The sequence below is a fragment of the Micromonospora sp. WMMA2032 genome, from assembly GCF_002688545.1.
GTDB lineage: Bacteria > Actinomycetota > Actinomycetes > Mycobacteriales > Micromonosporaceae > Micromonospora > Micromonospora sediminicola.
On the sequence record NZ_CP024052.1, the window covers coordinates 4871804 to 4884891 of the forward strand.

General features: G+C 73.9%; 8 protein-coding genes. 3 read left to right on the top strand and 5 right to left on the bottom strand.

Features of this window, described 5'->3' with window-relative positions:
- Positions 1-11 precede the first annotated feature (11 nt).
- A complete protein-coding gene (hemB, locus tag CO540_RS22610) occupies positions 12-995 on the top strand; it encodes a porphobilinogen synthase (RefSeq protein WP_099163558.1) in 984 nt (327 codons plus the stop codon).
- A gap of 632 nt (positions 996-1627) precedes the next feature.
- On the opposite strand, the gene CO540_RS22620 is transcribed toward hemB, so the two are convergent.
- From CO540_RS22620 to CO540_RS22630, 3 genes are all read right to left on the bottom strand, one after another.
- Positions 1628-4900, bottom strand: coding sequence for a lamin tail domain-containing protein (locus tag CO540_RS22620; RefSeq protein ID WP_099163559.1), 3273 nt, complete (start codon positions 4898-4900; stop codon positions 1628-1630).
- A 95-nt stretch (positions 4901-4995) separates the two neighbouring features.
- The gene (locus tag CO540_RS22625; RefSeq protein ID WP_099163560.1) at positions 4996-6012 is read right to left on the bottom strand and encodes a GNAT family N-acetyltransferase; all 1017 of its coding nucleotides are present in this window, start codon (positions 6010-6012) and stop codon (positions 4996-4998) included.
- A gap of 72 nt (positions 6013-6084) precedes the next feature.
- The gene (locus tag CO540_RS22630) at positions 6085-7314 is read right to left on the bottom strand and encodes a murein transglycosylase (RefSeq protein ID WP_371682240.1); all 1230 of its coding nucleotides are present in this window, start codon (positions 7312-7314) and stop codon (positions 6085-6087) included.
- Positions 7315-7352: 38 nt separating this feature from the next.
- Here CO540_RS22630 and CO540_RS22635 point away from each other — a divergent pair, with 38 nt between their 5' ends.
- Both CO540_RS22635 and CO540_RS22640 read left to right on the top strand, forming a co-directional pair.
- Positions 7353-7574, top strand: a complete 222-nt coding sequence (locus CO540_RS22635) for a zinc ribbon domain-containing protein (protein WP_099163562.1) — start codon at positions 7353-7355, stop codon at positions 7572-7574.
- Between the two features lie 158 nt (positions 7575-7732).
- Positions 7733-10549, top strand: coding sequence for an adenylate/guanylate cyclase domain-containing protein (locus tag CO540_RS22640; RefSeq protein WP_099163563.1), 2817 nt, complete (start codon positions 7733-7735; stop codon positions 10547-10549).
- A 112-nt stretch (positions 10550-10661) separates the two neighbouring features.
- On the opposite strand, the gene CO540_RS22645 is transcribed toward CO540_RS22640, so the two are convergent.
- Positions 10662-11204: a phospholipase gene (locus tag CO540_RS22645; protein WP_091569438.1), complete on the bottom strand. Its 543-nt coding sequence runs from the start codon at positions 11202-11204 to the stop codon at positions 10662-10664.
- Between the two features lie 177 nt (positions 11205-11381).
- Positions 11382-13043, bottom strand: coding sequence for a glycoside hydrolase family 10 protein (locus CO540_RS22650; RefSeq protein WP_099163564.1), 1662 nt, complete (start codon positions 13041-13043; stop codon positions 11382-11384).
- Between the last annotated feature and the right edge of the window lie 45 nt (positions 13044-13088).

Below are 13088 nucleotides of genomic sequence, written 5' to 3' on the forward strand. Positions count from 1 at the left end.
GAGGCATCCCCATGCCGTACCCCGAGATCCGGCCCCGCCGGCTGCGTCGCAACGCGGCCGTGCGGCGGCTGGTCTCCGAGACCCGCGTCGACCCGGCCGAACTGGTCGTGCCGATGTTCGTCAAGGAGGGGCTGACCGAACCGAGGGCCGTCGCGTCGCTCCCGGGGGTGCTCCAGCACTCCCGGGACTCGCTGCGCAAGGCGGCCGTCGAGGCGGTCCAGGCCGGGGTCGGCGGGATCATGCTGTTCGGGGTGCCGTCGACGCGGGACGAGACCGGCTCCGGCGGCCTCGACCCGGACGGCATCCTCAACGTGGCCATCCGGGACGTGATCTCCGAGGTCGGCGACGCCACAGTGGTGATGAGCGACCTGTGCCTGGACGAGTTCACCTCGCACGGGCACTGCGGCCTGCTCACCCCCGACGGCGGCGTGGACAACGACGCCACGCTCGCCGCGTACGCGGAGATGGCGGTCGCCCAGGCCGACGCCGGGGTCCACGTGGTCGGGCCGTCCGGGATGATGGACGGCCAGGTCGGCGTGGTCCGCAAGGCCCTGGACGCCGCCGGGCACCAGGACGTCGCGGTGCTCGCGTACGCGGTCAAGTACGCCTCCGCCTTCTTCGGCCCGTTCCGGGACGCGGTGGAGTCGGCGCTGGAGGGCGACCGGCGTGGCTACCAGCAGGACCCCGCGAACCTGCGGGAGTCGCTGCGTGAGGTCGCGCTGGACGTCGCCGAGGGCGCCGACATGGTGATGGTCAAGCCGGCCCTGCCCTACCTCGACGTGGTGTCGGCGGTCCGGGCCGCGGTGGACGTCCCGGTCGCCGCCTACCAGGTCTCCGGCGAGTACGCGATGGTCGAGGCCGCCGCCGCGAACGGCTGGATCGACCGGGAGCGGGTCATGCTGGAGACGCTCACCTCGATCCGCCGGGCCGGCGCCCAGATCATCCTCACCTACTGGGCGGTCGAGGCGGCCCAGCTGCTCCGCGAGCGCTACTGACCGTACGGCCGGCGTGTCCGACGAACCAGTACCGGCGAGGCGGAGCGGCGGATCGCCGAGCTGCACGTCGCGCTCGACGACATCCGCTCCGGTCGCCGCCTCTGCGACCTGTGACTCACCCGTCGGCTGATCGCTCCGCCCGCCGGCCCCGCTCGGCCGGACCGGACCTCTTCTCGACGCCTTTCGAGCTGATGTCAGAAACGACTCAGTGCACGCGCTACCTGACCGGGGCCGGCCACCACCGCCGGGTCGGCCACCAGACAGGGTGCTACCTCGGCGAAGTGGCGATGTCCGGGCGGGTCGGACGGTGCCATCTCGGCGAAGTGGCGTCGATCATGCGGACGGAGGTGGCTCGACCAATCCGTAGGTGGCCGTGCGATATCACGAACGACTCAGCTCGAAAGGCGTGCCTCGGGGATCAACCAACTCCCGGGCGGCGGGGATTGGCGGACTCGGCCGGTGGGTGGCACTCCTGCCTGCCTCCGGCGGCACCTCCTGGCAACTTCGCTCACCGGCCGAGGACGCGCCGGTAATGATCCGGACGACTCCGTGGGTGGCCGACTCCGCCGGAACCGCGGCGGCCCGCCGATCCGGCCGTGAGCCGGACGACGGGCCGCCGTGGCGAGCGTCGCTCAGTCGTCGTTCAGGATGGTCCCGACGCCGGCGGGGTCGGCGAGCCGGAGCCCCGGCACGCCGGCCACGTACAGCGTGAGCCGCTCGTCCGCCTCGCGCTTACGGTCACCGCGCACGGTGACCGGGAAGTCCAGCGACGTCCGGCCCGCGGGCAGCACCCGGCAACCCACGTACGGGTCGTAGTCCGTCCCGGCCTGCGCGGTCGTGCCGTAGGTGGCGGCACACAGCAGGGCGGGCTCGGAGAGCGGGCGGGACACGGTGACGGTGAACGTCATCGTGCGGGTGCCCTTGTCGCCCTCGGTGACGGAGGAGTCGGCCACCCGCAGCGCGGCACGGGAGCGGAACCGGGCCACCGTCGGGTCGTGGTCGCTGGCGCCCCGGTCACCCAGCTGCCCGGCGTCGGTGGGGTAGTCGGCGTTGATGTGCGCCGTCCGCACCTGCACCAGGTCGTCGTGCATCGGGTCGTTGACGAACATGTTGTCCAGCGTCTGGGCCTGCCCGCTGAAGGTGTACGAGTAGGCCGCCGCCGGCGCGTCCGCCACCAGGTCGTCCCAGAGGTTGTGCAGGCCGGCCTGGTAGAGCGGGGCGAGCTGGTCCGACGGGGTGGGGTTCTGCCCGGTCGCGATCGGGTCGTCGGGGCGGGGGAAGACGTTCAGGTCGCCGCCGTAGACCACCCGGGCGGACGGGTCGGACGCCTCGACCGCCCGCACCATCGCCGCGCCGTACGCGGCCTGTTCCCGACGCTGCCCGACCCGGCTGTCCGGGCCGGAGGAGAAGTGGTTGGCCACCGCCCAGAGCGTGAAGTTCTCGGTCGAGCCGGGCGCCGCCCTGACCGTGAAGCGGGCCAGCTGCGCCGCGCGGGTGTAGACGTTGCTGCCGTCCACCCCGGTGGACCGGTCCACGTCCTCGGGGAGCACCGCGTTGAACGCCTTCGGGTTCTGCACGTCCGCGTTCGACGGCAGCGCGGCCGAGCGGTACGTGACCGTCGGCGCGGAGCCCAGCAGCGGGTCGGCGGCGGTGGCCTGGGCCAACGTCAGCCGGTCGGTGCGGTAGAGGAACGCCGAGGCGATGCCCCGGGCGTCCGCGCCGGTGCGGTCGTACGCGGCGGCGTAGGCGGGACCGCCGTTCGCCGCCACGGCCAACGCCAACTCCTGCACCGTGTCCGGCGCGCCGTCGGCGTTGTCGGTGTCCCCGCAGGTGAGGTTGCCGTCGACCACCGAGCAGATGTCCTGGTCCTCGGCCTCCTGCACGAGGATCAGGTCAGGGCTGTGCAGCGAGGTGACGATCTGCCGCGCCTGCACGCCCAGCTTGGCGGTGTAGGCCTCCGGGCTGGCCGGCACGTAGTCGAACGGCGGGCTGACGCCGGGGCAGCCGCTGTTGCCGGCGAAGTCGCAGCCGTCGAACGGGTCGTCCCGGTAGTCGTACAGGTTCTCCACGTTGTACGTGGCGACCGCGACCTCGCTGGTCCGGTCCGCCGGGCGCGGCGGGTTGTTCTCCGCCGGGTCCGCGCCGCCGGTCAGGGTGAGCTGCTCGGGCTGCACGCTGTACTTGCTGAACGCGTACGAGACGGAGCCGTAGGCGTCCTCGGTGAGCGTGTCGAACGTGCGCGCCTCGGGCAGCAGCGCGGTGGAGTCGCCGGCGGTCGCCTTCACGCCACCGGCCCCCAGCAGGATCCGCTGGTTGTTGCCGTTGTCGAAGAGCGTGCCCGGGATGTCGTCCAGCGGGTGCGCGTCCCGGAACACCCGGCGGGCGTACGGGTCGGACCGCTTCATCACCGGGTCCTCCCGGTCCAGCACGTAGATCTCGGAGTCGGCGGTGGAGGAGTAGATGTGCCGGGGCGCGGAGACACCGCTGCCGGCCCGGACCCGCATCCGCTCGCCCTCGTGCCGCTCCCAGAACAGGTCGGCGGCGTCCGCCTCGGCCGGCGGGACCGCGTCGGCCACCCGGACCACGGTGTCCACGTCGAGCCCGGAGTCGAGCTTGCGCACCAGCGAGGCGCCGGAGAGCTGGGTCTGGTTGAAGTATTCCGAGACCCGCCCGCGCAGCACGACCTCGTCCCCGACGGTCGGGGCGTAGCCGCCGATCAGCGTGGTGAACGAGCCCATGAAGACGAACAGGCCGTCCGAGGTGAGCGGGTCGCCGTCCTCGCTGCCGAGCCGGCTCTGCAGGTAGAAGCCCCACTGGTCGGCCCCGGCCGAGGTGCGGGTCAGCGACTTGCCGGTGATCACGCCCCGGACGTCGTACAGCAGGGTGCTGGTGCCGTTGCCGCTGGCCGGCGCGAGCGGCGACCGATCGGTGCGGCCGCTCTCGTCGTCGGCGGTGCGGCCCTGCACCTCGCCCACCGACAGCACGCTGGTGGCCTGCACGGTGAGCGTGCAGGTGGCGGTGCCGCCCTCGGCGTCCGTCGAGGTCACGGTGACCGCGTAGCTGCCGGCCGGCAGGCCCGTCGCGGTCAGCGTCGCGGTGGCGGTGCCGCCGGCCGCGGTGGCCGGGGTGAACGCGGTACGGCCGATCGAGCCGCTCGCGGGCGCCGGCGCGACCGAGGTGACCGCGAGGTCGGTGACCGTGTCGTCGGCGTCGGTCGCGGTCACCGCGCGGGTGGCCGTGGCGCCCGCCTCCAGCGTCAGCGCGCCGCCGCAGGTCAGCGTCGGCGGCTGGTCGACCGGGCCGCCGCCGTCGACGCTGTGGCTGCCCAGCCCGTCGAACGTGTCGGTGGCGAACCCGGCCCACTGGGCGGCCGGGTCGAACGGGTCCGACGGGTCGGTGTCGCCGGCGGTCACCGAGGGCAGCCGGCGCAGCGTGTTGTCGGCCGTGCTGGTGAGCCCGCCGCCCCACTCGGTGCCCGGGTCGACGCCGACCTGGCCGAGGGAGTCGACGACGGTCTCCCCACGGCGCAGCACGATCGCGTCGTCGCCGTTGAACAGCGAGCCGGCGTACGTCTGGTCGGCCTGGGCGAGGATCGCCGGCCCGGCCGACGCGGCGGCGAAGACGAACACGTCCCCGGCGGCGACGGTGCCGGTCAGCGCCACGTTCGTGGAGGTGGTCGCGCCGTTGAAGTGGAACTGGAGCTGGTAGCCGCCGGCGGCCAGGTCGACCGGGGCGCCGGTGCCGTTGTACAGCTCGACGGCCTTGTTGTTGGACGACCCCTCGACGTATTCGGAGATGAACAGGTCGGTGGGCGCGGCGCTGGCCGCGGGGGGCGCGACACCGATGGCCGTGACGGTGACGGCGGCGGTGGTCGCGAGCGCGGCGATCGTGCGGCGCGGGCGCATGGAGCCTCCACGATGGGTGGGCGGGGAACTAACGCACGTTAAGGGGCGTGGCCGTCCGACGTCCATCCCCCGGGCAGCCGTTTGGTGAACAGGCGTCAGCGGTGACTGTCCAGCCGGTGCACCAGCTCGGCGACGTCCACACCGTATTCACACCAGTCACGGTCGGTGCGGTAGCCCAGCTCGGCGTTGACCTTGAGCATCGACTCGTTGGCCTGCGCGTTCCAGGTCTGCACCTCGGCCACCTCGGGCTCGGCCGAGCGCAACTCCAGCAGCATCCGGGCCTTGATGGCCCGGTCGATGCCGTAGCCCCGGTGGTCCCGGACCACGATGGTGTCGTACTGGTCGGCGCGGGTGGGGTGCTGTGCCGGCACCACCACCTCGGTCAGGCCGGCCACCTCGCCGGTCTGCTCGTGCAACGCCAGCACGATGTACGGCTTCATGCCCCGCCGGTGCAGCGTGTCGAGGCTGTCCCGCAGACGTTCGGGATCGTAGGAGCTGGGCCGCAGCTCGCCGTCGTCCACGTCGCGCACCTCGGCCTTCGCCCGCGCGTACGCCTCGATCAGCGGGTCCGGCGGGCCGCCCGGCCAGAACTCGACGTGGTAGCCCGCGCCGACCTCGGTGGCCATCTCCGCGAGCGCCGGCCAGTCCACCGTGCTCAGGTCGAGCACGCTGCGGGTCTCCACGTATTCCCGGGTGAAGCCCAGCGCCTCGTAGAACGCGACGGCCGGGGTGTCGCCGACCACCTCGACGCCGATCGACTGGAAGCCCTCGTCCCAGACCCGGCGGGCGGCCACCCGCACCAGCTCGCGGCCGAGCCCGGTGCGCCGGACCGCCGGGTGCACCAGCACCTCCAGCACGCCGATCCCGCCGAGCAGGAGCACGTGGACGTGCCCGACGATGTCACCGGGGGTGCCGTCCGGGGCCGGGTCGTCCTGGGCGATCCAGGAGATCCGTCGTTCGCCGGGCATCACCTCGGACAGGTATTCCCGCATGGAGCTCTCCCGCCAGGGCGGATCCTGCGGCAGATCAGCCGCCAGGACCGCGTTCAGCGTGTCCAGCAGCGACGCGATCTCGGCGGACGACGCGGTCCGAGGGTCCCACTCGCGCACCATCACCCGTCTAGCTTGCCGTCAACCGCTGCCCGGGGGAAGGGTTGAGTCCGCGAATGTACGCGAGCCGTCACGTCACGTGCCGCTGCGCCGCCCGTACTCGTCGGCCTTGGTGAAGACGTCCTGGGCGTAGCGCCGCACATCGTTGTAGGACAGGATCGCGCCCCACCAGTCACCCGGGATGGTCATGTTCCGGCCGCCCTTGCACAGGTATTCGCCGGCGGCCAGCGCGGCGTCGTCGATGTCGTGCGGGTTCTTCACGCCGTCGTTGTCGGCGTCCGCGCCGATCTCCTGCCAGGTGCCCGGGATGAACTGCATCGGGCCGATCGCCCGGTCGTAGACCCGGTCGCCGTCGAGCTGCCCCTGGTCGGTGTCGAGGATCCGGGACCGGCCGCCCTGCCCGTCGAGCGCGTCGCCCCGGATCTCCTTGGAGGTCAGGCCGCTGGGCAGCAGCGTGACCCCGCCGGTGGTGCCGTGCCGGGACTCCACATAGCCGATCGCGGCGAGCGTGGTCCAGCTCAACTGGCAGCTGCGGTGGGTCTGGGCGAGCACCAGCTCGGCGTAGCCGTAGGCCTGCAACGCCACCGCCGGGACGTCGGTGGTGCCGCTGACCCGCTGGGCCCAACCCGCCAGCGCGTCGGCCGGGCGGCCGGTCGGCAGCGCCGGGGCGGTGGTCACGCCACCGGGCGGCGGTGTGCCGGACGGCCCGAGGCTGCCCGGGAAGCCGGTCGGCCCGGGGAGCACGGGCGCGCCGGTCAGCCCCGGCGCCGGGGCGGTCTGCGGGACGCCGAAGACCGGTGCGGCCGAGGTGGCCTCCACGGCGACCGGCTCCGGCTTGCGGATGGCGGCCGGCACCAGCACCGCGCCGGCCGCGGTGGCGGCCCCGACCAGGGCGAGCAGGAACAACGCCGGCAGGGTGGTGCGCCCGCTCGGCCGGCGGGACCAGTCCCGGGTGGCCCGGGCCGCGCCCACGGCGAGCTGCCGGGGTCGCACCGGGCCCGCGTGCGCGAAGGGCATCCGCCTCCGCCGGCCACCGGTGCCGGGCTGCCCGGCGCCGGCCTCCGTGCCTGACCCGGCCGAGGATGTCGACCCGGCCGTGGGCGTCGACTTCCCCGTGGACGCCGTGTGCTCGGCCGTGGACCTGTCTTCCGGTGTGGACGGCGCCGTCCCGGAGGCGGGGGAGCCGGACCGGGCACGGCGGGGGCGAGGGACCGGCCCGGCGCCGCCGTCGGGCGGCGCGGCGGGTCGCAGGGGCCGGGCCGTGTTCCGCCGTTCGCCGTCCACCACCCGTCGAGTATCACCCATCGGTGCGACGACGTCAGGCCCGGCCGTACGCTGGCCGCATGCCCCGGTACGAGTTCCGCTGCCGCGCCTGCGGCGACACCTTCGAGGTCAACCGTCCGATGGCCGAGGCCGGCCGGCCCGCCACCTGCCCCCAGGGCCACGCGGACACCGTGAAGCTGCTGTCCACCGTCGCCTTCACCGGTCGCGGCGGGTCGGGCCCGGTGGGCGGGGCCCCCGCGCCCGGCGGCGGTGGCTGCTGCGGCGGCGCCTGCGGTTGCTGACGCGACGCGCTCACCCGGCCCGCCGGTCGATCCGGGGCTTGCCGCCCGTGTGATCCTTTGGCACCTTGAGTCGGAATCGGCCCGACCGTTCTCACGATGCGTGACGACGCGATCATAGGGCAGCATGAACCCGACGTCAGCGGGCGGAGGTTCGACGTATGTCGCCACGGATCCACCTCCCCAGCGGGTGGGTGACCTTCGTGTTCACCGACATCGAGGGCTCGACCCGGATGGCCCGGATGCTGGGGCCGGTCTACCGTCCCGTGCTGCGTGAGCACCGCCGGTTGCTGCGGGACACGCTGGCCGGCACCGACGGGGCGGAGCTGCTGACCGAGGGCGACTCGTTCTTCCTCGCCTTCCCGGACGCGGCCGCCGCGGTGCACGCCTGCATGGCCGCCCAGCGCGCGCTCGTCGGGCACAACTGGCCCAACCCCGACGCCACGCCCCGGGTGCGGATGGGCCTGCACACCGGCTACGCCGAGCCGCGCGACGGTGAGTACGCCAGTCCCGAGGTGCACCGGGCGGCCCGGGTGGCCGCCGCGGCGCACGGCGGGCAGGTGCTCTGCTCGGCGGCCACCGCCCGGCTCGCCGACCCGCTCCCGGACGGCGCGTCCCTGCTCGACCTCGGCCTGCACCGGCTGCGCGGCTTCGACGACCGGGAGCGGCTGTTCCAGCTCGTCGCGCCCGGTCTGGAACGGCGGTTCCCGCGACCGCGTACGGCCGACGCGGCGGCGCACAACCTGCCCACCCCGGCCACCTCGTTCGTCGGCCGGCACTTCGAGCGCGCCGAGCTGGGTCGGCTGGTCGAGGCGTACCGGCTGGTGACCGTGCTCGGCGCGGGCGGCGCCGGCAAGACGCGGCTGGCGGTGGAGCTGGCCTCCGGGATCGTCGAGGACTATCCGGACGGTGTGTGGTTCGTCGACATCGCCGCGGTGACCGATCCCGGGCTGGTGGCGTTCGAGATCGCCGCCGTGCTCGGCCTGCGCCCGGAGCCGGGCCGGCCGATGGTCGACACCCTGGTCGAGTACGCGGCGCCGCGCCGGATGCTGGTGGTGCTGGACACGTGCGACGCCCAGCCGGGCGCGTCCGCCGAGGTGATCTCCCGGCTGCTGGCCGGCGGCCGGGGCGTGCGGGTGCTGGCGACCAGCCGGGAGTCGTTCGGCGTACCCGGTGAGGTGGTGTGGCGGATTCCGCCGCTGTCGGTGGACGAGGAGCCGGGCGGGGGCGCCAGCGACGCGGTGGCCCTGCTGCTGGACCGGACGGCGGCGGCCCGGGGTGGCCGGGCGCCGGATCCGGCGGAGCAGGCCGACCTGCGCCGGGTGGTCCGGCGGCTGGACGGGTTGCCGCTCGCCATCGAGCTGGCCGCGGCGCGGCTGCGGGTGCTGTCGGCCGGTCAGCTGGCCGAGCGGCTCGACGACATGCTGGGCACGCTGGACGCCGGCCGGGAGGCGGCGGAGCCGCCGCCGGTGGAGGCCGGCTGGAGCGGCAACCAGCAGGACACCGTCGACCTGGTGGCCGCCGCGACCGGCGCCGCCCCGCCGAGCCCGGCGAGCCGGGCGGTGCAGCGCTCGGCCAGCGAACGACACCTGACCATCCAGGCCACGGTGACCTGGTCCTACCGCACGCTCGGGGCGCGCTCGGCGCGGCTGCTGCGCTGGCTGGCGGTCTTCGCCGGCCCGGTGGACCTGCCGACCGTGCAGTGGCTGCTGGACGAGGATCCGCTGGACCCGCTGTCGGTGCTGGTGGACAAGTCGATGGTGCTGGCCGAGCCGCACGCGTCGGGCAGCACCTACCGGATGCTGGACCCGATCCGGGCCTACGCGGCGCGTCGCCTGATTTCCACGGGCGAGGAGCAGAGCGCCCGGGACCGGCACGTCGCCTGGTCCCGGCACGCGTTGGACCGGGCGCACCTGGGCCCGGACGGTCGCCCGGTGACGCTCTCCCTCTACGCGCTCGACCCGCTGGCCGGGGAGTTGCGGGCCGCGCTGCGCTGGTGCGCCACCGGCGGCAGCGCCCGGTCGGGCCTGCACCTGGCCGGCGGTCTGGACCAGTGGTGGCGGGAGCGCGGGCTGGCCCGCGAGGGGCGGCTCTGGCTGTTCCGGCTCTACGGGCGGATCGCCGAGACCGGGGAGGCGATCCCGGAGGCGGAGCTGGCCGCGGCCTACCACATGCACTCGCTGCACGCCGGGGCCGACGGCGAGTTCGCCGAGGAGCTGCGCTACTCGCAGCGGGCCGAGGCGGCCGCCCGGCAGGCCGGCGACCGGGGGCTGCTGGCCCGGGTGCTGGCCGGTCGCGCCGCGCCGCTGGTCGACATGGGACAGTTCGCCGAGGCGGAGCGGGTCTGCCGCGAGGTGATCGACTGGGCGTACGCGCAGGACGTGGTGGGGGACGCGCTGCTCGCCGTCTACAACCTGGCCGAGCTGCTCTGGCGCCGGGGCGCGTTGGACGAGGCGGCCGACCTGCTCGGCGCGGCCCGCCCGGTGGAGGCGGCCCGGCCGGTCGAGCGGGGCCGCCGCTCGGTGGACATGCTGCTCGGCATGGTGGCGCTGTCCCGGGGAGACCTGGTGGCCGCGCACGAGCACCTGCTGGTGGCGTTGCGGTCCCGGATGAGCCACGGCTACCTGGGCCGGGCCTGCGACACGATCAACGCGATCGCGGTGCGCTGCGCGCTGGCCGGGGACGCGGTGTCCGCCGCCCGGCTCTTCGGCGCGGCCCAGGCCACCCGGGCCAATCTGCGGGCCACCCCGGGCATCCACGGGCCGTACTGGCTGGGCCGGCAGGCGGAGCTGCGCCGGGCGCTGGGCGACGAGGCGTTCGACGCGGCCTACGCCGCCGGGGCCGGCCTGCGGTTGGACGAGGCGGCGGCGCTGGCCCTGCACGTCGAGCACCCCGACCTGGCGGCGGACTCGCCCCGGTTCGGGACGCCCACCGCCGGCCCCCGGCCGGCCGCCGAGCCGCGCAGCACGACGGGCTGACCGCCGAGCCGCGCGGCACGACAGGTTGACCGGCGGGCCGGGTGACGCCGGGTCGGGCCCGGGCCACGGGCACGCCGGCCGGGCGGCCCGGCGAGGGCCGCCCGGCGGCGGGTCAGCCGCGGACGGCGGCGCGGCGCTCGGCGTCGGCCTTCATCCGGGCGGCGCGGTCGAGGTCGGCCTGCTGCACCGCGGCGACCGAGCCGAAGATGCTGACCGCCTGGTAGTAGGTCCAGGCCAGGCTGTAGCAGGCCGGACGGACCACCGAGTTGTAGGTGGCGCAGACCCGCTTCAGGTCCGCGTAGAAGGCACTGTCGAGGCGGGACTTGTTGGCCGGGAAGATGCCCATGGCCTTGTGGTTGCGGTAGCCGAAGTCGTGCCGGTAGCAGGACAGGTTGAAGGTGAAGCCGAGCGGGTTGTCCGGGCTGGACGAGCAGTAGTCGGTGGACCAGTCGAAGCCGTACTCGGCCCAGGGGGTCTTGTTCAGCCGGGCGCTGTTCCAGGCGTTGTAGCTGGAGGCGCTGGTCTGGGTCCAGGACGACAGCACCGAGAGTTTCTGCTGGGTGCTCACCGCGGCGGCGGCCGGTGTGGCCAGGCCGAGCAGGGTGAGCAGGGCGAGCGTTCCGGCGGCGAGGGCGGTGGCGAGGCGACGGGACACGGGGACCTCCGCGGGGTGGGCGTCGGGACGGGTGACAACCCGGGATCTCCGGATTTCGACAAGTGTCGATCAATGGGGTGACGGGGGGCGATGGCCCGGGAAACGGCTCGCTGACATCCGCCCAAACAGACGAATGCCCCCGGGTCGCCGTGGCGGCCCGGGGGCATCCGGTGGGGATCAGCGGACGAAGCGCGGCAGGCTCGCCGGGCTCTCGTTCGCCAGCCGGTCCAGCGCGGTCACGTAGTAGGTGTACCGGGTGCCGGCGGCCGCCGTGGTGTCCACCCAGGACTGGACGGCGCCGTCGGTGGCCCGGACGGTGCCGACCAGGTGGGAGGCGTCGGCGAAGTCGCAGCGACCGGCCAGGCCGAGGCCGTCGAACCGGTAGATCGCGTACGACGTGGCGGTGCCGAGCGGGCCCCTGCCGTCGGCCGGCTGCCGCCAGCTCAGCCGCACCCCGTCCGCCTCCCGCTGCGCCCTGGTGACCACCGGGAACAGCAGCGGCTTGTGCGGCAGGTGGGTCATCGTGGGCACCAGCGCCGGGCGGGAGTAGTGCTCGGCGGCGTAGATGTCGGTGGCGCCGAGCCGGTTGGCCCGGACCTGCACCGCCGAGAAGTGCACGTTGCCGAGCACCTCCGGGTACGACCGGTTCAACGTCAGGTGGTTCGACAGCTCCTGCGGGTTCATCCAGAACGACCCGTACGCCGGCTCACCGCTCTTGTAGTCGGCCTGGCCGATGTAGAGCTGGACCTTGGTGCCGCGCACCTGCTCGGCCCACCACGGCACCAGCCGGGCGTAGTCGGCCGCCGGGTACTGGCCGATGTACCAGTAGAGCTGCGGCACGACGTAGTCGATCCACTCCTCCTTGATCCACTTACGGGTGTCGGCGGAGATGATGTCGTACGACTGCGAGCCGGTGGTGTCCGAGCCGTTCGGGTCGGCCGAGGCGTTGCGCCAGATCCCGAACGGGCTGGCCCCGAACTTCACCCACGGCTTGGCCGCCTTGATCTTGGCATTCATCTCCTGCATCAGCAGGTTGATGTTGTCCCGCCGCCAGTCGGCCTTGTCGGTGAAGCCGCGGTTGTACTGCGCGAACGTGGCGTCGTCCGGCACCTGGTAGGTGCCGCTCGGGTACGGGTAGAAGTAGTCGTCGAAGTGCACGCCGTCGACGTCGTACCGCTTGACCGCGTCCATCATCGCGGTCTGGACGAACTCGCGGACCTCGGGGATGCCGGGGTTGTAGTAGAGCCGGCTGCCGGCGACGCCGGCGGGCGGGTAGGCGAAGACCCAGTCGGGATGCTGCCGGGCCGGGCTGTTCGGCGCCAGCTTCGACAGGTCGGCGCCGGCGCCGCCGGGCGCGGGCATGGAGACCCGGTACGGGTTGAACCAGGCGTGGAACTCCAGGTTCCGCTTGTGCGACTCGGCGACCAGGAAGGCCAGCGGGTCCCAGCCCGGGTCCTGGCCGCGCACCCCGGTCAGGTACTCCGACCACGGCTCGTACGGCGAGGGCCAGAACGCGTCGGCGGTCGGGCGGACCTGGACCACGACGGCGTTGTGGTTGAGCTTCTGGGCCAGGTCGAGCCAGGCCAGATATTCGGCCTTCTGCTTGGCCACCCGGTCCGGCGCGGTCCAGGAGTCCTTGCTGGGCCAGTCGATGTTCGTCACCGAGGCGATCCACATGGCCCGGAACTGCCGCTTCGGCGTGGCCGGGTTCGTGACGCAGTCGGTGGAGGTCGTGTCGGTGGAGGTGGGCGCCGGCGCGGCCTGCGCCGGGGTGCCGGCGACCAGCGCGCCGAGCAGCGCCGCGGCCAGCGCGGCGGCTCCCAGCCGAGTTGCCTTCATGCGGTGCGGTCCCTTCGTCGGGTCCGGTGGGACGGCAAGATTCGC

Excerpts from the sequence above, each read along its gene's own strand:
- hemB (WP_099163558.1), top strand. The coding sequence starts at position 12 with ATGCCGTACCCCGAGATCCGGCCCCGCCGGCTGCGTCGCAACGCGGCC.
- CO540_RS22620 (WP_099163559.1), bottom strand. The coding sequence starts at position 4,900 with ATGCGCCCGCGCCGCACGATCGCCGCGCTCGCGACCACCGCCGCCGTC.
- CO540_RS22625 (WP_099163560.1), bottom strand. The coding sequence starts at position 6,012 with ATGGTGCGCGAGTGGGACCCTCGGACCGCGTCGTCCGCCGAGATCGCG.
- CO540_RS22630 (WP_371682240.1), bottom strand. The coding sequence starts at position 7,314 with ATGGGTGATACTCGACGGGTGGTGGACGGCGAACGGCGGAACACGGCC.
- CO540_RS22635 (WP_099163562.1), top strand. The coding sequence starts at position 7,353 with ATGCCCCGGTACGAGTTCCGCTGCCGCGCCTGCGGCGACACCTTCGAG.
- CO540_RS22640 (WP_099163563.1), top strand. The coding sequence starts at position 7,733 with ATGTCGCCACGGATCCACCTCCCCAGCGGGTGGGTGACCTTCGTGTTC.
- CO540_RS22650 (WP_099163564.1), bottom strand. The coding sequence starts at position 13,043 with ATGAAGGCAACTCGGCTGGGAGCCGCCGCGCTGGCCGCGGCGCTGCTC.